The organism is Shewanella sp. 10N.286.51.B7 (assembly GCF_002873615.1).
In the GTDB taxonomy this organism is placed as follows: Bacteria; Pseudomonadota; Gammaproteobacteria; order Enterobacterales; family Shewanellaceae; genus Shewanella; species Shewanella electrodiphila.
The window spans coordinates 34,464-54,712 of sequence record NZ_MCUF01000052.1; the positions used below are offsets into that span (position 1 = coordinate 34,464).

16 protein-coding genes are annotated in these 20,249 nt (G+C 42.8%); 3 read left to right on the forward strand and 13 right to left on the reverse strand.

Features of this window, described 5'->3' with window-relative positions:
- Window positions 1-932: 932 nt before the first annotated feature.
- Window positions 933-1,526, forward strand: a complete 594-nt coding sequence (locus BCU84_RS14700) for a hypothetical protein (protein WP_102528826.1) — start codon at window positions 933-935, stop codon at window positions 1,524-1,526.
- Between the two features lie 431 nt (window positions 1,527-1,957).
- Here BCU84_RS14700 and BCU84_RS14705 read toward each other — a convergent pair whose 3' ends face one another.
- From BCU84_RS14705 to BCU84_RS14740, 8 genes are all read right to left on the reverse strand, one after another.
- Window positions 1,958-2,614 carry a 3-oxoacid CoA-transferase subunit B gene (locus tag BCU84_RS14705; RefSeq protein WP_102528827.1) on the reverse strand — a complete coding sequence of 219 codons (657 nt, stop codon included), beginning with the start codon at window positions 2,612-2,614 and terminating at the stop codon, window positions 1,958-1,960.
- A gap of 10 nt (window positions 2,615-2,624) precedes the next feature.
- Window positions 2,625-3,341, reverse strand: coding sequence for a CoA transferase subunit A (locus BCU84_RS14710; RefSeq protein ID WP_102528828.1), 717 nt, complete (start codon window positions 3,339-3,341; stop codon window positions 2,625-2,627).
- A gap of 113 nt (window positions 3,342-3,454) precedes the next feature.
- The gene (locus BCU84_RS14715; protein WP_102528829.1) at window positions 3,455-4,363 is read right to left on the reverse strand and encodes a hydroxymethylglutaryl-CoA lyase; all 909 of its coding nucleotides are present in this window, start codon (window positions 4,361-4,363) and stop codon (window positions 3,455-3,457) included.
- Window positions 4,363-6,399 carry an acetyl/propionyl/methylcrotonyl-CoA carboxylase subunit alpha gene (locus BCU84_RS14720; protein ID WP_102528830.1) on the reverse strand — a complete coding sequence of 679 codons (2,037 nt, stop codon included), beginning with the start codon at window positions 6,397-6,399 and terminating at the stop codon, window positions 4,363-4,365. Before BCU84_RS14720 ends, BCU84_RS14715 begins: the two co-directional genes overlap by 1 nt.
- Window positions 6,399-7,259 (reverse strand): enoyl-CoA hydratase-related protein, encoded by an 861-nt coding sequence (locus BCU84_RS14725; protein WP_198589589.1) that lies wholly within the window; start codon window positions 7,257-7,259, stop codon window positions 6,399-6,401. Before BCU84_RS14725 ends, BCU84_RS14720 begins: the two co-directional genes overlap by 1 nt.
- 23 nt (window positions 7,260-7,282) lie before the next feature.
- A complete protein-coding gene (locus BCU84_RS14730) occupies window positions 7,283-8,890 on the reverse strand; it encodes a carboxyl transferase domain-containing protein (RefSeq protein WP_102528831.1) in 1,608 nt (535 codons plus the stop codon).
- A 155-nt stretch (window positions 8,891-9,045) separates the two neighbouring features.
- A complete protein-coding gene (locus BCU84_RS14735; RefSeq protein WP_102528832.1) occupies window positions 9,046-10,215 on the reverse strand; it encodes an isovaleryl-CoA dehydrogenase in 1,170 nt (389 codons plus the stop codon).
- 311 nt (window positions 10,216-10,526) lie between these two features.
- Complete coding sequence (locus BCU84_RS14740) at window positions 10,527-10,922, reverse strand: MerR family DNA-binding transcriptional regulator (protein ID WP_102528841.1); 396 nt, start codon at window positions 10,920-10,922, stop codon at window positions 10,527-10,529.
- A gap of 383 nt (window positions 10,923-11,305) precedes the next feature.
- On the opposite strand from BCU84_RS14740, the gene BCU84_RS14745 reads away from it, so the two are divergent.
- Together BCU84_RS14745 and BCU84_RS14750 are read left to right on the forward strand one after the other, a co-directional pair.
- Entirely contained in the window at window positions 11,306-13,225 is a 1,920-nt protein-coding gene (locus BCU84_RS14745; RefSeq protein WP_102528833.1) for a propionyl-CoA synthetase, read from the forward strand.
- Between the two features lie 310 nt (window positions 13,226-13,535).
- Window positions 13,536-14,012, forward strand: coding sequence for a hypothetical protein (locus tag BCU84_RS14750; protein ID WP_102528834.1), 477 nt, complete (start codon window positions 13,536-13,538; stop codon window positions 14,010-14,012).
- Between the two features lie 171 nt (window positions 14,013-14,183).
- Here BCU84_RS14750 and BCU84_RS14755 read toward each other — a convergent pair whose 3' ends face one another.
- The 5 genes from BCU84_RS14755 to BCU84_RS14775 all read right to left on the reverse strand — a co-directional run bounded on the left by BCU84_RS14755 (window position 14,184) and on the right by BCU84_RS14775 (window position 19,977).
- Window positions 14,184-14,933 (reverse strand): SDR family oxidoreductase, encoded by a 750-nt coding sequence (locus BCU84_RS14755; protein ID WP_102528835.1) that lies wholly within the window; start codon window positions 14,931-14,933, stop codon window positions 14,184-14,186.
- 193 nt (window positions 14,934-15,126) lie between these two features.
- Window positions 15,127-16,137 (reverse strand): LysR family transcriptional regulator, encoded by a 1,011-nt coding sequence (locus BCU84_RS14760; RefSeq protein WP_102528836.1) that lies wholly within the window; start codon window positions 16,135-16,137, stop codon window positions 15,127-15,129.
- Between the two features lie 372 nt (window positions 16,138-16,509).
- Window positions 16,510-17,043, reverse strand: coding sequence for a hypothetical protein (locus BCU84_RS14765; RefSeq protein WP_102436314.1), 534 nt, complete (start codon window positions 17,041-17,043; stop codon window positions 16,510-16,512).
- 38 nt (window positions 17,044-17,081) lie between these two features.
- Window positions 17,082-19,307 carry an aldehyde ferredoxin oxidoreductase gene (locus BCU84_RS14770; protein ID WP_102528837.1) on the reverse strand — a complete coding sequence of 742 codons (2,226 nt, stop codon included), beginning with the start codon at window positions 19,305-19,307 and terminating at the stop codon, window positions 17,082-17,084.
- Window positions 19,308-19,329: 22 nt separating this feature from the next.
- A complete protein-coding gene (locus tag BCU84_RS14775) occupies window positions 19,330-19,977 on the reverse strand; it encodes a 4Fe-4S dicluster domain-containing protein (RefSeq protein ID WP_102528838.1) in 648 nt (215 codons plus the stop codon).
- Between the last annotated feature and the right edge of the window lie 272 nt (window positions 19,978-20,249).

Sequence of the window (20,249 nt, forward strand, 5' to 3'; positions counted from 1 at the left end):
AACCTGACGGTTGCTAAAGTCAACGTCGTGGGTATTCCACCCACACCCGACAAAGAGGGGAAACAACAGCAATCCCCTCTTACTTTTTCTAAGAACCATCCCATGCCGCTCCGACGAAGTGTTGATCCTTATGCTTAATTAAGCGAATTTACTACCGCCTTAGATTGGTATCTGAAGTATAAGGATATACAAATGTCGCGATGACATGGACGTCAAAAAGCGGCCATGGCTCAATCTAAGGCTGTGTCGGCGTCGATAGGCTGGATGCTTGAATGGCATGTTGTTTTGTTTATGACCTTCGGTCACTAAGATTTAAAGTCGTGGCGCTTCGCCCACACCAGACGAAAGGGAAACAACAGCATTTCCCTTTTCGATATCCCTTGCCGCTCCGACGAAGTGTTTAACCTCGTACTTATTAGCGAATTAACTACCGCCTTAGATTCGCCATCCGTGGCTCAATCTAAGGCTATGTCGGCGTCCTGCCTCCATCACGTAAATTAGCTTAACGCATTCGGACACTTCCAACGGAGATCATTGAATCAGCAGGCTCAATTAGAGGTTTTTGATTAAGTATAACTCTGAGCATGCTTATTTTCGGCGTAGTTGTCATCTTAGATGCTATTCGAAAATAGCTAATGCTTTCTATAGGCTTACGCTATTTATTCAATAACCTCAGTCATTTCTAACGGAGTAAATTGAAGCTTAATATGCATGGGGATTCTCTTAAAATTTTTAGTCCCGAATTAGTACCAGTAAAACCAGATTAATATTATTTAATATTGATTGTGGCTAAAGCTTTAATTAAAATATTAATCTTTATATACAATGGCTTATGATGTTTGTATGTGAGAGTTTATGATTAGATGTATCTCGTTCAAAGAATGTAAGCTATGTAGGTAAATTTATTGTTGTGTCAACTTTGAGAATGTAACATGAAAGTAGTTTTAATAACGATATTAGCTTGTTTTGCTATTTCAGGCTGTGCTTCGAATAAAAATAACTTTGGAATAGAACCTGGAGATTCGAGTAATTTCGTGAGCGAAATAATTAAGGAAACTAAAGTTTCAGAAGAAGCAAAAATAGCGCTGATAGTGACAAGTAAGAACCTTGATGAGTCAAGACATATAGAAAGTTTATTTCAGGAAAAACTTCCCCAAATGACCTTTAAATTGGCGTCAGACAGCTTCAGTATAAATGATGAAAACATTCTAGAAAGGTTATTTTCTGGCCCAAATCCAGCTACGTATGTATTGTTCATAAGAAATAGTAATGCACGCTCTTCTGGATGTGATACTACTTTTCAGGCTTGTATCACAGCAGTGAAAATAAGCAGAGTAAAAGCTATTTTATTTAACCCTGAAGGAATGGTTTATCAAGCTTTTTTCGACTTGGAGAGTGGTGGGCATGATACTGGAACCGTCGATGGTTTTTTCTATAACCTTTTAGAAACACAATTGGAAGAAAATCTTGTTGATGTAATTAGCTATGATTTAGTTTCAAAACAAATATTTCCTCCAGTTAACTAAATTATAAAAAAGTGGTTAGATTGTCGTTATCATTACACTTAGTCGTTCGACCATCTCCATTCGAAGTTGCTGTGGACGTTGAAGAAAATAGCGTAAGCCCAGACATGGATGTCTGGCTAGCTTTCGAGGGGAAGGGACGCCCCATCGTAAGCGTTAGTGATTTTCGAATAAGGCCGCAGCTTATTCGTTTCTCAGAATAACTTCGTTGGAGCGGCAAGGGATGTCGAGAAGGGAAATGCTGTTGTTTCCCTTTCGTCTGGTGTGGGCGAAGCGCCACGACCTTGATTTTGCTTTTGTCTTTGCTGTTGTCTTTGTTGTTAAAAACAGTAAATAACCCTATCCACTAAAGACCCACCAAACAAAAAAGCGAACCTCCAATGAAGCTCGCTTTTGATTTTAAAAAGGCCAATACATTAACTTTTGGCTAGAAGTTAAAACACCATTTCTGGTACATGCTCTGGCACCACCAACTTACCCGCAGTTTTAGATTGGATCTCTTCAACCGACACTCCTGGGGCACGCTCTAACAAGTGGAATGCGCCGTCTTTGATTTCCATAAAGGCTAAGTCAGTCATCACGCGTTTAATGCAGCCATAACCCGTTAAAGGCAGCTCGCATAAAGGCAGTAGCTTAGAGTTACCTTTTTTATCAGCATGCATCATGGTGACAATAATATTGTCTGCGCCAGCCACTAAATCCATGGCGCCGCCCATGCCTTTAATTAACTTGCCTGGGATCATCCATGAGGCGATTGAACCATTTACATCGACTTCAAATGCGCCGAGTACGGTTAAATCAACATGGCCGCCACGGATCATCGCAAAGCTTTCTGCCGATGAGAAAAACGATGCGCCATCAACAGCTGTAACGGTTTGCTTGCCTGCATTGATAAGATCTGCATCTATGGTGTCTTCAGTTGGGAACTCGCCCATACCTAATAAACCATTTTCAGATTGCAGCATCACGCTCATGCCTTCAGGAATATAGTTAGCCACTAAGGTCGGAATGCCGATACCTAAGTTAACGTAAAAGCCATCTTGCATTTCTTGGGCTACACGTTGAGCAAGTTGTTCTCTTGATAATGCCATGTCTTGCTCCTTATTTTTCTGCCGCTGCGTTTGGTTTGACAGTGCGTTGTTCGATGCGCTTCTCGAAACTTGCTTGAATAACGCGGTCAACGTAAATACCTGGGGTATGAATATGGTTAGGGTCTAACTCACCTGGCTGCACAATTTCTTCAGCTTCTACCACGGTGATTTTGCCAGCTGTCGCCATCATCGGGTTAAAGTTCGCTGCGGTTTTACGGAAGATTAAGTTACCCATGGTGTCAGCTTTCCAAGCTCGAACGAGGGCAAAGTCAGCGGTCAATGAGTCTTCAAGCACGTAATGACGGCCTTTGATTTCACGGGTTTCTTTACCGTCAGCAATCGGTGTGCCGTAACCAGTAGCGGTGAAAAAGGCAGGGATACCTGCGCCGCCAGCACGGATCTTTTCAGCTAACGTGCCTTGTGGCGTTAAGATGACATTAAGTTCACCAGACAACATTTGTTGCTCAAAAGTGGCATTTTCACCGACATAAGAGGCGATCATCGTGGCAATTTGGCGCTCTTTTAGTAGCAAGCCTAAACCAAAGTCATCCACACCGGCATTATTTGAAATAGCGGTTAATCCAGTGACGCCCATTTTGACCATGTGATTAATCAGACCTTCTGGAATGCCACATAATCCGAAACCGCCGACCATAATGGTCATATCATTACTGAGGCCGTTTAGGGCTTCATCGTAACTGTGAACGACTTTGTTGAGTCCTGCCATCATCTTGTCCTTTTCTGTATTGCGCGAGTGGCAATTAATGCCCATCGCGATGTATTTGGTCTGCTATCTACATACTATTTATTAGCTAAAAAGCTTACTTAGCTAAAAACGGTTTATTCTGCGCAAATAGCTTGTGCCACTTTTGAGCCTGTTGTTCTGCCTAAAGTGTGGCTTATTTGCTGACCTGCTTTAGCAAGCTTAGTTAAATCAATGCCGGTTTCGATGCCCATTCCGTGCAGCATGTAAACCACATCTTCGGTAGCAAGATTGCCTGATGCGCCTTTGGCATACGGGCAACCGCCAAGGCCTGCAACGGATGAATCAATCACGCTAACGCCTGTGCTTAAACAGGCTGCGATATTAGCTAACGCTTGGCCGTAGGTGTCATGAAAGTGCAGCGCTAGTTTTTCAACCGGGACTAATTTAGCAACGGCTTCAACCATCTTACGGGCTTTAATGGGCGTGCCAACACCTATGGTGTCGCCAAGTGAAATCTCGTAACAGCCCATTTTGTAAAGTATTTCAGACACTCGGGCGACTTCGTTAATATCAATGTCACCTTCGTAAGGGCAACCGAGGACACAGGAAACATAGCCGCGAACGGGGATGTTTCTTTGCTTAGCCAGTGCCATGACTGGCTCAAAGCGTGTTATCGACTCTTCAATAGAGCAGTTGATATTGCGCTGACTGAAGCTTTCAGATGCCGCGCCAAAGATGGCAACTTCATCGGCGCCAGCGTCAAGTGCAAGTTCCAGCCCTTTTAGATTTGGGGTAAGAGCAGAGTAGACCACGCCTTGTTTACGCTTGACAGTTTTAAGCACATCACCTGAATCAGCCATTTGTGGCACCCATTTAGGCGACACAAAACTGGCGGCTTCAATACGCTTGACCCCTGCATCGGCGAGTTGCTCAATTAAGGTCAGTTTATCTTGGGTGCTAACAGCCTTTTCATTTTGTAAGCCATCACGGGCGCCAACTTCAAAAATACTGACTTTGTTAGGAAGACTCGCTGCATTCATCATTAGGCTTCCTTTTCTGCAACTTCTACATTCAGAGCTTCGACATTAAGCGCTTCGACATTTAATAGCTGAGCGCCATCGGTCACGAGTTCGCCGCTTTGGAAGTAAAACTCACTGACCACACCATCAAATGGCGCTTCAATGGTGTATTCCATTTTCATCGCTTCCATCACTAATAAGCCTTGGCCTTCAGTGACGTTATCGCCCACCTCAACTAAGTGAGTGACCACAGTGCCATTCATTGGAGCTTTTAATTTATCCGCACTGTCTGCTGTGTCTTCGGCAACTTGTGCCTGAACCGCTTTAAAGTGGTAACTGCCAGACGGTAAGAAAAGAGTAAAATCATCACCTTCATGGCTGACTGGGACTTTACTTTTATGGCCGTTAATTTCAGCTAATAACATGTCATCAACTATGGAACCAGCAAGCTTGAGCGCTTGACCGTTTAGGCCAAGGTGTAAAGCATCACCTAAGTCAGTAATGACTAAGTTTTGCAACGTTTGCTCATCATCGAGTAGCGCTACATGGTGCACGCTGGCGCTATTGAGCCTAAAGCCACTGACTTGTCCCCAAGGCGAGTATGGGTCGTCGCTATTGGTTGCGTTAACCTTTGCGGTCTCTTGACGAGAAAGCACTTGATAAAGGCCTGCTAAGGCGAGGGCATTATCCGACTCATTGGTGACGTCACCAATTAAACTGCTGGCGTAACGTTCGATAAAGTCAGTGCAAAAATCAGCTTCAGCAAATGCGGGATGCTCAGCGATATTAGCTAAAAACTCGATGTTATGTTTAAGACCGCTAATTTGGTATGAGCTTAATGCATGAGTCAGACGCTGCAGCGCACGTGGGCGAGACTCGTCCCATACGATTAATTTTGAAATCATTGGGTCGTAAAAGTTACTGATGACGTCGTTTTCACGAATACCAGAATCAATACGCACATGGCGGTTTTGATCAGGTTCACGTAAGAAGTTTAATTTACCCGCCGCTGGCAGGAACTCATTACGGGGATCTTCAGCATAGATACGTACTTCAAATGAATGGCCGTGAATACTGACCTCATCTTGCTTAAGGGGTAACTCACTGCCGCTGGCCACCATTAACTGCCATTTTACTAAGTCTTGTCCTGTGACCATTTCGGTTACTGGATGCTCTACTTGCAAACGGGTATTCATTTCCATGAAGTAAAAGCTGTCGTCGGTATCTAATAAGAATTCAACCGTACCTGCGCCCACATAATCAATCGCTTTGGCTGCAGCAACAGCGGCTTCACCCATTTGCTGACGCAGCGCATCAGACAAACCTGGCGCTGGCGCTTCTTCGACCACTTTTTGGTGGCGACGTTGAATTGAGCAATCACGATCAGATAAGTAAATGGTGTTGCCAAAAGTATCGGCAAATACTTGCACTTCAACATGGCGAGGCTGGCGCAAATAGCGTTCCATCAACAGTTTGTCATTACCAAACGATGATGCTGCTTCACGGCGAGCTGAGTTAATCGCATCAAGCACTTCAGCTTGGTTTTCAACGATTTTCATGCCTTTACCACCGCCGCCATAGGCCGCTTTAATCAGCATGGGGTAGCCGACATTTTCTGCTTCAGCAAGTAAGGTGTTGTCGTCCTGTGCATCGCCATGGTAACCTGGCACTAGCGGTACATTGGCTGCGCCCATAATGATTTTTGCGGCGCTTTTACTGCCCATTGAGTCAATGGCATCGCTGCCTGGACCAATGAAGGCTATGCCGTTTTGCTCACAGCTGCGGGCAAAACCTGCGTTTTCAGATAAGAAACCGTAACCTGGGTGTATCGCTTCAGCACCTGATTTTTTGGCGATATCTATGATGACATCACCCTTTAAGTACGACTCTGCTGGTGCGCTGCCACCAATATGAAATGACTCATCTGCCATGGCAACATGACGGGCATTGGCATCGGCATCGGAATATAAAGCAACAGTGCGAACGCCCATTGCGCGGGCGGTATTAATAATGCGACAAGCAATTTCACCGCGGTTAGCAATTAATAATTTGGTAAACATTATTTGGCTCCTTGTGCATCAGTCTTGGCGTTTTGTTGTTGGTTGCTTATCCAAGCTGGCGAGCGTTTTTCAAAGAATGCATTAAGGCCTTCTTGGCCTTCATCTGACACACGAATGCGAGCAATTTGCTCACTGGTATGGGCGAGGGTAGCGTCATCAATAACGCCATCTTCAAGGTGCGACACTAAGGTTTTAACCCACGCCATACCTTGAGGACTGTTGCCATTAAAGGCTTCAATAAATGGTTTTGCTGCAGCATCTAAGTCATCATTTATTTCATGAATAACTTGATGAGTTAATGCAATCTCTGCGCTAAATCGCTCGGCGGTTAGCATGTAGCGCCTTGCTTGGCGATTACCCATTGCGCGAACCACGTATGGGCTTATCACTGCTGGAATAAGCCCGAGTTTGACTTCGCTTAAGCAAAAACTGGCACGTTCATTGGCAATGGCAATATCGCAGCAGCAAATTAGCCCAAGTGCGCCACCAAAGGCTGCGCCATTGACTAAAACGATAGTCGGTTTAGGGAACTTATCTAGCACGTGCATTAACTTAGCCAGTTCGTTGGCATCGCTAAGGTTTTGCTCAAAGTCCATTTTTGCTTGTTTGCGCATCCAATTTAAATCAGCGCCTGCACTGAAGTTTTTACCGTTTGCTCGCAGTATCAATTGCTGGCATTGACTGTTGATAGCAAAGGCTTCAATGGCGCTGATCATTTCGCTAATCATCACTTCATCGAAGGCATTATGCTTTTCAACACGGTTTAATATTAGCTCAGCAACACCTTGGTTTAGCTGGCATTGGATGTATTGATAATCATTTTTTAGAACGTCATTTTTTATGGCTGTTGTATCTGTCATTATCTGCTCCTATTTATCCGCAATTACATGCGGAATACACCAAACTTGGTGTCTTCAATAGGCGCATTTAATGCCGCCGATAAGGCTAAACCAACCACATCACGAGTTTGCGCAGGGTCGATGATTCCGTCATCCCATAAACGAGCACTGGCATGATACGGATGACCTTCTTTGTCGTATTGCTCAACAATCGGTTTTCTGAATGCTTGCTCGTCTTCATCAGACCATTCTTGGCCTTTACGGGCGAGACCATCACGGCGTACTGTCGCTAATACGCCTGCCGCTTGTTCACCACCCATGACTGAAATGCGTGCATTGGGCCACATCCACATCATGGTTGGCTCGAATGCGCGGCCGCACATGCCGTAGTTACCCGCGCCATAACTGCCACCAATAATCACGGTGAATTTAGGCACATTTGCACAGGATACGGCGGTAACCATTTTCGCGCCGTGCTTGGCAATGCCTTCATGTTCGTACTTTTTACCGACCATGAATCCGGTGATGTTTTGTAGAAACAGTAATGGAATTTTTCGCTGGCAACATAGCTCAATAAAATGAGCGCCTTTTTGGGCTGACTCTGAAAACAAAATACCGTTATTGGCCACAATGCCGACGGGGTAGCCATGAATACGGGCAAAACCGCAAACCAGCGTGTTGCCGTAGTTGGCTTTGAATTCATCAAAATCTGAGTCATCGACCATACGTGCGATGACTTCTTTGACATCAAATGGTTTTTTAAGATCAGTGCCGACAATGCCGTAAAGCTCGTTAATATCAAACTTTGGCGGTTTAACAGGACTTAATTGCGCGGCAATTTCTTTTTGATGATTAAGGCGAGAAATTGATTTACGGGCAAGCTCAAGTGCATGGTCATCATTTTGGGCTAAGTGATCGGCAACCCCAGAGATTTTGGTATGCACTTCAGCGCCACCTAACTCTTCTGCTGAGACTTCTTCACCAGTTGCCGCTTTCACTAATGGCGGTCCAGCTAAAAAGATGGTGCCTTGCTCTTTTACGATAATCGATTCATCTGCCATTGCGGGTACATAAGCGCCGCCAGCAGTACATAAGCCCATCACTACAGCAACCTGCGGAATGCCTTTAGCTGACATTTGCGCCTGATTATAAAAGATGCGCCCGAAATGGTCGCGATCGGGGAATACTTCGTCTTGGCGTGGTAAGTTTGCGCCGCCAGAATCGACAAGGTAGATACATGGCAAATGACAGCGACTGGCAATGTCTTGGGCGCGTAAATGCTTTTTGACGGTAATAGGGTAGTAAGTGCCGCCTTTAACGGTTGCGTCATTGGCGATAATCATACATTCAACGCCACTGACACGACCAATACCTGCGATTACGCCAGCTGCTGGAACGGCTTCATCATAAACTTCATAGGCGGCAAATTGGGAGATTTCTAAAAATGGCGAGCCTGGATCGAGCAGTTTTTCCACTCGTTGGCGCGGGAGCAATTTACCTCTCGATAGATGACGTTCAAGGGCGACAGGACCACCACCTTGCTCAATCTTAGCGAGTTTGATTTTTAAATCATCGACGAGTGCGGCCATGTCGTTATGCTTGGCTTTAAATTCATCGCTGCGGGAGTTAATACGGCTGCTCAATTGCGTCACAATTCATATCCTTAATGAGTCAAGTGGCGCGATAGCATGGCTGAGACAATGGGGGGAACTCCCAACCATGCTTCGCAATAACACTTTCAATGTGGCCATTTAAAAAAAGGCTTAGGTTATGCTTTTTGGTGTATAGATAATTAGCGTTTTGCTGATTATTTTGTTTCGTTAAACAGTTCACGACCAATCAACATACGGCGAATTTCAGAGGTGCCTGCGCCGATTTCATATAGCTTGGCATCACGCAGTAGTCGGCCCGTTGCATATTCATTGATATAACCGTTACCGCCGAGTAACTGAATTGCATCGAGTGCCATTTTGGTTGCTAGCTCTGCGCTGTATAAGATAGCGCCAGCGGCATCTTTACGGGTCGTCTCACCGCGATCGCATGATTTTGCTACGTTGTAGACATAAGATTTCGCAGCATTCATGCCTGTGTACATGTCAGCGATTTTGCCTTGAATAAGCTGGAACTCACCGATTGATTTACCAAACTGTTCACGCTCGTGAATGTAAGGTACAACAATATCCATACAGGCATTCATGATCCCAAGTGGGCCACCTGATAGCACAACACGTTCGTAATCTAAGCCGCTCATCAACACTTTGACGCCGTTATTCAGACCGCCGAGAATGTTCTCCTCTGGTACTTCACAGTTATCAAATACCAACTCACAGGTATTAGAGCCGCGCATGCCTAATTTATCGAGCTTTTGCGCTGTGCTGAAACCTTTGAATGTTTTCTCAATGATGAAGGCTGTAATACCGTGTGGGCCCTTGTCGATATCGGTTTTAGCGTAAATCACCAAAGTGTCAGCATCAGGACCGTTAGTGATCCACATTTTGTTGCCATTAAGAATGTAGCGGTCACCTTCTTTGCGGGCATTAAGCTTCATTGATACCACATCAGAACCTGCATTAGGCTCACTCATCGCCAATGCGCCGATATGTTCGCCGCTGACAAGTTTAGGTAGGTATTTTGCGCGCTGCGCATCGTTACCATTACGGTTAATTTGATTAACGCAAAGGTTTGAGTGGGCACCATAACTTAGGCCGATAGAAGCAGATGCGCGGGAGATTTCTTCCATTGCGACCACGTGGGCAAGGTAGCCCATGTTAGCGCCGCCAAACTCTTCAGGCACAGTTACACCCAGTAACCCCATTTCGCCTAAAACAGGCCACATGTGGTTAGGAAATGCATTGTCTTGATCAACTTGTGCAGCGATTGGAGCAATCTCGTTGCTGGCAAAGTCGTGGATGGCGTCGCGAAGCATGTCCACGTCTTCGCCCAGGCCGAAATTAAGGCTTGTGTAGAGTGATGTCATTGTCTTGTGTCCTGTTGAATATAGGTTACTGCTGCCGTGAAACTATGTTGTTTCTTGGGCTTATAATTTTTATGGTCAAGCTTGTTATGTTGTTATTGGCCCATCTCTTTGTACGGGCTCAATGTTGTTTTACTTGTTACTTCAAAAAATAGCGGCGATGAGTTCCGCTACCTCTTGGTGTTACTGCTTGGTGTTACTGTCTGTATTAACGTGCTATTTACTGGATCGCTATATGAGCTGATGCATACCTTTTGAGATTAACTTCTATTTGTTGAGTTATTGGTATCTCAATGCTTATTTAAAATAAGTATTTAAGCTTCTTCTTTAAGGGCTGCTCTACATTGTTGCTCTGCCGAATTAAGCTCCATTAATACCACTTTAATATCGTCCATTTGCTGTTGCAGTGATGCTTTCTTTTCTTCGACTAAATCAAGCATGGTGTGCAGCTGCGATGTGCTGCTTTTGTCAGCATCGTAGAGTTCAAACAAACGACGGGTTTCAGCTAGCGAAAAGCCTAGGCGCTTACCACGTAGAATAAGTTTTAAACGTACACGGTCTTTCAGACTGTAAATACGGGTTTGCCCACGGCGTTTAGGTTTAATTAACCCTTGGTCTTCGTAGAAACGAATACTCCGTGTGGTGATATCAAATTCCTTTGATAAATCACTAATTGAATAAGTGGATTGTGGATTTAAATTTGCGCTCATCGTTTCACCAAAAGTACGTCTTTTGATGCAAGATATATGAAGTTTACGTAAAGGTAAAGTTTGCTGCCAGTTTGTAACGGTTTTTTTAGCGGGGATTTTTGTAAATCGTGCTTGCCAATCAAGGTGGGCATTCACCAGTCATAGCTCAAGTTAGCACTAGGCATTATATCAAGTTTTGTTAAATAGGTGACATGAAAATTTATACGAGTGTTTTAATTTCAATACGTTAACTCATTAAGTGCAGATTCTAAATCCTTATTTAATCCCTGAAATGCTATATCCCTTGGTCTAATAGGGTTTATTTTTTAACCACGCCATAATGAAATAAAAATAATCACTACGATTTAAAATTAACTGACAAGCAGTTTACTGGAGAGTAAAAGATGGCTGGATTAGGAAAGCAAATGCATCAGCAATCTTTGCAAGATAAGCAAGGGTTTTGGCAACAGGCAGCAGAGGCTGTAACCTGGTTTACACCATTCAAGCAAGTGCTTGATGAGTCTAACGCGCCGTTTTATAAGTGGTTTGCTGGTGGTGAAATGAACACCTGTTATAACGCAGTCGACAGACATGTAGAAGCGGGTCATGGCGAACGAACTGCAATCGAATATATAAGTCCAGTGACGCAAAACCAATACAGTATTAGCTATCAAGAATTACTATCTCAAGTAAGCCGTTTAGCGGGTTATATGCAGTCTATCGGGATCGAAAAAGGCGATAGGGTGGTGATTTACATGCCAATGGTGCCTGAAACTGCTTACGCGATGTTAGCGTGTGCGCGGATTGGTGCTATTCATTCTGTAGTGTTTGGCGGCTTTGCTGCAAATGAGTTAGCGACACGCATTAACGACGCTAAACCCAAGTTAATTCTTTCGGCTTCGTGCGGTATCGAGCCATCAGGCGTAGTGAAATACAAACCGCTTTTAGATGAAGCATTAAATCAAGCTAGCCATGAAGTGAATCACTGCGTTATTTTAAATCGTCCCCAGTATAGTGCTGAGATGCAACCTGTGAGAGATGCTGACTGGCAGACTGCAATAGCGGATGCCCCATTTGTGGATTGCGTGCCAGTTGAATCAACTCACCCTTTATATGTGCTGTATACCTCGGGCACCACTGGGCAACCCAAAGGCGTTGTGCGTGACAATGGTGGTCACGCGGTTGCTATGACATGGTCGATGAAGCACATTTATAATATTGAAGCAGGCGATGTATTTTGGGCTGCATCTGATGTGGGTTGGGTGGTTGGTCATTCTTATATTGTTTATGGACCGTTAATGGCTGGCGCAACAACACTAATGTATGAGGGGAAACCTGTAGGCACCCCTGATGCTGGCGCTTTTTGGCGCATCATTGAGCAATATAAAGTTAACAGTTTTTTCACCGCGCCTACTGCCATTCGTGCGATCAAACGCGAAGACCCTAATGGTGAACTGCTTAAAGGCGTCGATTTATCTTGTTTAGGCCAAGTGTTCTTAGCGGGTGAGCGCTGCGATCCTGATACGCTTTATTGGGCACAAGATAAACTCAATAAGCCAGTTATTGATCATTGGTGGCAAACCGAAACAGGTTGGCCTGTTGCAGCGAATTTGATGGGGGTTGATCCCATTGAAGTAAAAGCGGGATCGCCAGCACGTCCAGTACCGGGTTATCAAGTAGAGGTACTCGATGCCATGGGTGATGAAGTACCTGCTAATGAAAGCGGTAACGTGGTCATTAAGCTGCCATTGCCGCCTGGTAATCTTACTACCCTTTGGAATAATGATGCACGATATGTAGACAGCTATTTGTCGATGTATGAAGGGTACTATTTAACGGGTGATGCGGGTTACATTGATGAAGATGGTTACCTGTATATCATGAGCCGTATTGATGACATTATAAATGTCGCAGGGCACCGTTTATCGACTGGCCGCTTTGAAGAAGTGTTATGTCAGCATGATGCAGTGGCTGAAGCTGCGGTCATTGGGGTACAAGATAAGTTAAAGGGCCAAGTACCACTCGGGTTAGTGGTGCTTAAAAATGGCGTTAACTTATCAGATGAGCAACTTTACAAAGAGTTACTGGCTTTAGTACGCCATGAAATTGGCCCAGTCGCTTCTTTTAGATTAGTGAGTGCAGTACAAAAGTTACCTAAAACTCGTTCAGGCAAAATATTACGTGCCACCATGCGTAAAATCGCTGATAACAATGAATATACTGTGCCAGCTACCATTGAAGATCCAATGACATTAGATATTGTTCGCACTGCGTTAACTAAGATGGGGTATGCTGATTCGCTTACCAAAGAGCTTACTGTGTAGTTTGTTAGTGTTATTAAAAGCGAGCCAAATGGCTCGTTTTTTATTGCCTTTAAAATAATGATTCGATATGAACTAGCTAGTCATGCGTTAAAACGGGACTGGATTACAGCGATAATTGGTCTAAAATGAGAGTTACATGCTGATTTATAGTGTTATTTAATCAAATTGAACTGTTTTTAATTTATAATCTTTGGGTGTCATTTAGCAATGATGCAGTCAAGGTAGGCAGATTACATTGTCGAGTAGCAACTAAGTTAGTGATGCAAATAAGTGTTAACCAGTAAATATGATAAAGGTTTGATCAACGTATATGAATAATATTAAAGAATTACCTGAAAAGATTAATACTAAAACCAGCCGATTATTTTGGTTAACCGTTTTTACTGGTGGGATATATCCGATAATTTGGTTATTTGCTAAGTATCCCAAAATGGACGAGATTACTTCAATTCGCACCGCTGATGATTCGTTTATTATTGCGATAGCAGTTTGCTTTGGTTTTGGTGGTGTGTTGTCACACAGTGACTTTGGTTTGATGAGTGGTATCGGCAGTTTATTACTTTTTGGGGCTTTCTTTTTACATGTATTTTGGTCATTTAGAGCGCGAGCGGCATTGCAAGATTATGCCCACGTGAATTTCGGCATTGATTTGAAAATGAATAAAATTCTCACAGTCGTGTTTAACATTTTTTATATCAATTACTGCATTAATCAACTGCCTGAAGAACAACAAAAAGGTCATCCAACTTACGGTAAAGGTTCAATCAATATTACTGAACTTAAGTAAGCGACTTTGTCGCCCTATACTCATTAGACGGGCGCGAGACGAGCACAAAAAAGAGAAGCTTAATGCTTCTCTTTTTTATGCAGAGCCGTAATTTAAGATGATACGGTATCAAAATATTTATTGAACAATTTTACTGTCTTTTGGTTTGATGCTTGTTCGATTTGTTGTTTTTTAACTCATTTTGCGTAGCATTTTATCTGGCAGTACTCTTAAAATAAGTTGGATAAATGCCCATGGATAACTCGGCACATAACAGTTAGCCGGCTCTTTATTGATGGCCTTAACCATTGCTCGACAACCGGTTTCTGCATCAACCATAAATGGTGCACCATCAGCGTGATCGTTAATCTCAGTTTTAATGTATCCTGGATGCACACAAGTAACCGCTATTGGTGTATTCATAACATCGAGTCGGATCCCTTCGGTTAACGAAGTCAGTCCAGCTTTAGTCGCGGCGTAAACCGTCATCGCGCGCCTGAAACCGCGCAGAGCACTAATTGATGAAACGGTGACCAGATGCCCTGCATTTTGTTGTCGGAAAATTTTTATTGCTGCTTCACACTGAGCTAATGCTGCAACAAAATTGGTTTGGGCAGTCTGTTTATTGGCTTCAAAAAGCCCAGTGCCGATAGAGCCACCTTTACCCATGCCTGCATTAACAATAACCCTGTCGACATTGCCCATTAGCTCTTTGAATTGGTCAAACACGTCAAATACTTGTTGATGATCGTTAACGTCTAAGGCTAGTAACCAGACTTTGACATTGGGATAAGTGTCGTTGATTTGGGCTTTTAATGCTTCTAAACGATCGGTCCGCCTTGCGCACAAACCTAAGTTAGCGCCTTGTTTCGCGAACTCAAGTGCCATACCTTGGCCTAGCCCTGAACTGGCGCCAGTAATAATAATATTTTGTCTAAACATCTTGATTCCATTCTTCGCAATCTAGTGATAAAAGCCTGTTTTAGGAGGGTTTTAGTCTTTTTTAGTTTGTTGATTATCTTGCGGGGAACAGCGCTATGTGTCAAATAAGCGGATTTAAGGCAATAAAAACGCCAACTAAGCTAGCCTAGTTGGCGTGGTATAACTGGGCGCATGCGTTATGAATTTATTGCGATTAACGCGATAATTGGCAAGCTTTAATACAGCCATTGGCACCCGTAGCAATCAGCTCTGCTATCTTATTTTTAACGCAGTTTGATAACTTGCGCTCAGTTTTACGAGTTTGCATATACAGCGTCATATTAGGCTTGTTGCGCATTAACTCAGCGCGCTCTGTTTGCGGCACGATTTGCGCGCGTAAAGCATCGTCATTAGTTAAATAATCAACCGCACCTTGAGAAACCACTAGCGTGATGGCATCTGTGCCAGTTAAAAAGTCGTAAATCTCATTTAAATTATTGGTTTTTGCTGCGACTTTTAATTCTCGCATTCTGCCGTCAGCAAACTGCTTTAACGGCGTGGCTTCAAGCTCGCTGTTGAAGTGCATTACTTCCGTTAAAATGACAGGGTAGTTTAATACGCGATCTAAAAGGGGTTTATAGATTTCATCCCAAATGGGGTGATCATGTTTAGCGATGACAAAAGTGTCTGTTACTTCACAAATCTTTTGGCTTTGAATACCAACATGGATAGACGGATTACAGCTAATAACCATATCGCACTGGCTATTTAACAGCATTTCTTCATCATTTGAGCCATTGTCTTGCAGTACTGCAGACTTGACACATGCACTGCCGCAATGGTTCTCACATTGGCAGTTATAAAGCTTTCTTAATACGCCATTGGTAAAACCTGATGGAGCTTTAATAATAATGTCACTGTCTAAGCTTTCAACGCTTTTATTAATCTCTTGGGCAAGGTCGATGTGGTTTATTTCAATTTTTTTTAATATTGGATATAAGCGCTGTGACTTATCGGTAATTTCTAATCCTGACACTCTTTTTACAAACAAAGGATCATCAAAAGCTTCTCTGAGCCTTGATAAACAGCGGCTGATTTTTGATTGAGGGACGCTAAATGACTCAGCTGTTAATTTTCCGCTTTGGAATTCATATAGCCTTAAAAAAACTAATAAGGTCATGTAGTCGAGGTTTAGTAACCTTTCTTGTGTTGTTGTAGGGTTCATTATGCACGCTTATTATGGATTAACCTTGTTAGTAATGTACCAATTTAGAGGTAACTTAGCAGAGAGCGTTGTAATAATTTATACCTTAATCACGCTTTTGTATGATTTATACTATCGAACTGTTAACTCACGATAATTAAAAAGAAAATCATCCTAAAGTTTATTTTGTATACTGAGTGAAATAGTGAATTTCAATATGTTATATGAGTAACAGAGAATCTTGCCTTAAACTGGCTTTTGAAATTTAACGTTGAAACTTAACTTTTAAACTCATTCTTGAACCTGATGATAACGTTGCAGATAAAAGAAAATGCCAATCTTTCGATTGGCATTGTTAAATTTTATCCTTCAACTCATTAATGAATAATGAGTTTACGCTGACCATTCAAAAGGATCATGATCCGCTAGCACTTTGGCATAGGTTGTTGTCATGGTTTTGATAGAAAAAAAGTAACCCTCACTTTTAGTTTCATAGGATTGAGCATCCAGCTGAAAATGAATATCTTCACATCCTGCTGTTTGATCAAACCTCTCTATCAAGCCTACTAACGCTGAATGCTCAAGATTATAGGGTGGATGGGTGAAATTTGATGCCGCGACTAATTCACCCATTGAAGAGTAACGGCGAATATAGTCCGCCATAGTTTCAATTAACTTACCGTCTTTAACACCCACCCACTGAGTAGCATAGCTGCGGACAATGAACTTTTTAGAATAAAAGTAATGTTCAGTTTCTGCAGCAATGATGGCGATATCTTGATATTGACTATCTTCAATCAGGGCTTGATGTGCGACTTCTACATCTTCAATTTCAAGATCAAGTCCAGCAACGGCAATGACCTGTTCGGCCGTCACAAGACGACCGTCCTTACTGAGTAAACGAATATAATCGACTAGTTCAATCATGAAATAACCACCTTTCTTTATTACTAACTAATCAATGCTTAAGCTGGTAGCAAGGCTAAACTTTCTAGTTTATCTGCGACATAGCCCAGTTTGAACTTCTCTAAGGTGGCACGTGTAGGCACGCCTGTGTCTTTATCCCAACCCATTTCGGCATAGAACATGTCTAAACCTATTTGGATATCGTCGCGATCCATTTTAATCGTGCCTTCATCGCCAAAGTTCATGTCATGATCTAAATCGTAAACCCATTCAGATAACACATCATGTTTTTTACGTTGATTTGGCTCATTCATTTGCAACACTGTTAATGCTCGATGCAGTTGCAGTACCGTTTCAGCTTTTGCATCAAGCTCTGCTTCAGAGGTCTCAATCCCTGTGACGAGACTGAACATTTGCGATTCAATTGAGCTATCACCAATGTAATCACGATTTACGTCAGGTGAAACCAATAGAGGGAACATCCAGTTACATAAAGTCAGTGAATCATGCAGTACGTTTTTCACTAAACACCATTTAGCAAACTTAGCTTTAGACGTGTTCATTTCAGTGTAATGTTTGACTGGGTCAAATGCACCGGGGCCCCACATTGATTCTGCGACTTCTGCAATTTTCGCCCAAGGAAGGCCACAATTGATTAAATTAATGTGTGAATGACATTGTGGGTCACGGTTAAATACAGTGTTGAGCAGTGCTCCAACTTGTCCTGCAGACTCACTGGCATGATGTACACCACCAACCATTGAGCGATTGAATACTTTTACATGGGAATCTAAGAATACGCTATAGGTCTCACCGTAGAATTCATAACCTTCATCACTTTCAAGTGCAAATGTCAGTCCTGCCATTCTTGGTGATTCGACTTCGTTTAGAATATCTTCAATGTTATAAAGCTCACCATCATCGTTGATAAAATTATGTAAACCTTGACCAAGCATACGGCCAAAAATGTTTGAGCCATTATAAGATGCACCATGAGCAATTCGAGTATAGTAATCTTGCATGAAGTGAGCATCTTGGTCAGCGTACTGGGCCCAATTAATCGCTGCATATTCTTCTGCAGGTAGAATTATTTTCCAAAAGTCGCGTGCGGTAAATTCACGCATGACATGAGAAAGCTGGCCATAGGCGCTCCAAATGCCATTATAATCCATATAATAAGCACCAACGGTTTGAATATCGGTGCGTTTTTCACCACTGCTTGGTTTACCCATTGAATACCATGGATCAAGGAATCCTAAACATACATTTGTGATGTTTTCAGTTGGTAGTTTGTATTCGGTTTTCATTTTTGGGTTCTTGATTTCGCAGAAACAGCGAATAGGACAAGAATGACAGCCACCAGGACGTTTGAAGATTTTATTGGCTTCGTCGCGGCCAAAATACATTTCGGCCATTGAGCTGCGCATGCCCACTTTTTGGCGATCGTCCCATGGGGTTTCTTCTAATTCAACAGGGGTGTCAGCTGCACCCCATTTTACGCCTGGCCCACCGCGCCAGCGGCTACCAGAAGAGCTATATTCTGCCCAAGATTGCGGTTGGTTAGGCACAACGCCGTTATTATTCGCGCCAATGATACCAAGAATATGATCATCTAATGCTCGCAGTTGCTCATTGGTTGTGGATTCAGCGATATCAACTGTGCCGGTACCAATAATACCAATTGCTTTTAATCTCTTAGAACCTAGAACTGAACCATGTCCACCAGCAGAGTGACCACCTTGGGTTTGAATTGTTGATTGGGCAACGAGGTTTTCACCGGCAGGACCAATTGCTGCCACTTGGGCTTGCTGTCCCATCATTTTGCTAACAGCAGCAAAAGTATCGAAAATTCCCACTCCCCATAAAGATTCTGCGGGTTCTAATGTTACCGTATCATCGACAATCTTTAACCAAACTGGCGTGTCTGATTTGCCTTCAACGATAATTGCATCGTAGCCTGCAAATTTAAGTTCGGGTGAGAAGTGCCCGCCAAAATGGCCGTCAGTAATTAAGTGATTACGAATAACAGGGTTGCGTGAAGTAATAGTTGTTCTTGCTGAACAAATAGCACCAGAACCACTTAATGGTCCTGCTGAAATAACTAGTCTATTTTCTTCATCTGTTGCTTTAATACCATCAATATGATTATCCCATAATACTTTATAACCGATCCCCATTCCGCCAATATAATCGTGGTAGGTTTCTGTTGTTTCTTTAGTAATTACTTTTGTTGTTAAATTAACTCTTAAAACATAACCGGCCCAGCCGCCATATGTAGTAGTCATAATTATTCCTTTTAGTTTTTGTTTAAACTAATTCTAAATATTTTTCATGAAGCTCAACTTCAGCAACTGCTTCTTCCCAGGTGTAAAACTTAATGGCACCTGTAGGGCAAACTTGAGCGCAATTAGGATTACCTTGGCAAAGGTCGCACTTAAGTGATTTACGCGTGGTTTTATCGATAGTAATGACTTGTTGGGGACATTTATCCGCGCAGTAACCACAGCCAACACATAAATCATCATTTACTTCTCTTGCACCAGTTTCTTCATTGACTGAAATGGCTTGTTGCGGACATACCGTCATGCAGACATCACATTGACGACAGGTAGACGGAACAATGGTGCTATCACCTTGTTCGCCGCGCTGGTCTTCATAATTGGCTTGTACGCCATGAGGGCCAAAGTTTAAGTTTTTAGCGACTTTAATTCTTGAGGTGCTTGGGCTGACAGCTGATTTCCCGTGGCTCCAACTGCAAGCAATTTCGCAGCGACGACAACCGACACATAGCATTGGATTAACCACCATAAGGCCGCCGGGAAGAACTTCTACAATAGGGGTGTCAGCGTCATCACTGCTACCACACCCTGTTAGAAAACCAACTAATGTACCGCCGTATACTGTACCAACAGCAACTTTAGCGCCATTAGCAAGTAGTGCTCTCCTTGTAATCATATTTGTTTCCTCTTAATTATAAATATTGCTTTTATGTTTATATTTATAACTTAAGTATTGTTTAATTAAATTAAAAACAAGTTGACTATGATCACGTTTGTTTTCTTGTTTTGATTGGAAGTTACAATATATATCTCCCGTCACACTTTTAGGGCCTGTATTTCATTATTTGAAAATGGTAATTTTATTTGCTGTTTTATATTGGTTTGTGGATTCTTCTAGCTGGAATTTTGATTTTTAAAATGTGCATTTTAATAAGTGAAACTTTAGGT

Excerpts from the sequence above, each read along its gene's own strand:
- BCU84_RS14700 (WP_102528826.1), top strand. The coding sequence starts at position 933 with ATGAAAGTAGTTTTAATAACGATATTAGCTTGTTTTGCTATTTCAGGC.
- BCU84_RS14705 (WP_102528827.1), bottom strand. The coding sequence starts at position 2,614 with ATGGCATTATCAAGAGAACAACTTGCTCAACGTGTAGCCCAAGAAATG.
- BCU84_RS14710 (WP_102528828.1), bottom strand. The coding sequence starts at position 3,341 with ATGGCAGGACTCAACAAAGTCGTTCACAGTTACGATGAAGCCCTAAAC.
- BCU84_RS14715 (WP_102528829.1), bottom strand. The coding sequence starts at position 4,363 with ATGATGAATGCAGCGAGTCTTCCTAACAAAGTCAGTATTTTTGAAGTT.
- BCU84_RS14720 (WP_102528830.1), bottom strand. The coding sequence starts at position 6,399 with ATGTTTACCAAATTATTAATTGCTAACCGCGGTGAAATTGCTTGTCGC.
- BCU84_RS14725 (WP_198589589.1), bottom strand. The coding sequence starts at position 7,259 with ATGACAGATACAACAGCCATAAAAAATGACGTTCTAAAAAATGATTAT.
- BCU84_RS14735 (WP_102528832.1), bottom strand. The coding sequence starts at position 10,215 with ATGACATCACTCTACACAAGCCTTAATTTCGGCCTGGGCGAAGACGTG.
- BCU84_RS14740 (WP_102528841.1), bottom strand. The coding sequence starts at position 10,922 with ATGAGCGCAAATTTAAATCCACAATCCACTTATTCAATTAGTGATTTA.
- BCU84_RS14745 (WP_102528833.1), top strand. The coding sequence starts at position 11,306 with ATGGCTGGATTAGGAAAGCAAATGCATCAGCAATCTTTGCAAGATAAG.
- BCU84_RS14750 (WP_102528834.1), top strand. The coding sequence starts at position 13,536 with ATGAATAATATTAAAGAATTACCTGAAAAGATTAATACTAAAACCAGC.
- BCU84_RS14755 (WP_102528835.1), bottom strand. The coding sequence starts at position 14,933 with ATGTTTAGACAAAATATTATTATTACTGGCGCCAGTTCAGGGCTAGGC.
- BCU84_RS14760 (WP_102528836.1), bottom strand. The coding sequence starts at position 16,137 with ATGAACCCTACAACAACACAAGAAAGGTTACTAAACCTCGACTACATG.
- BCU84_RS14765 (WP_102436314.1), bottom strand. The coding sequence starts at position 17,043 with ATGATTGAACTAGTCGATTATATTCGTTTACTCAGTAAGGACGGTCGT.
- BCU84_RS14770 (WP_102528837.1), bottom strand. The coding sequence starts at position 19,307 with ATGACTACTACATATGGCGGCTGGGCCGGTTATGTTTTAAGAGTTAAT.
- BCU84_RS14775 (WP_102528838.1), bottom strand. The coding sequence starts at position 19,977 with ATGATTACAAGGAGAGCACTACTTGCTAATGGCGCTAAAGTTGCTGTT.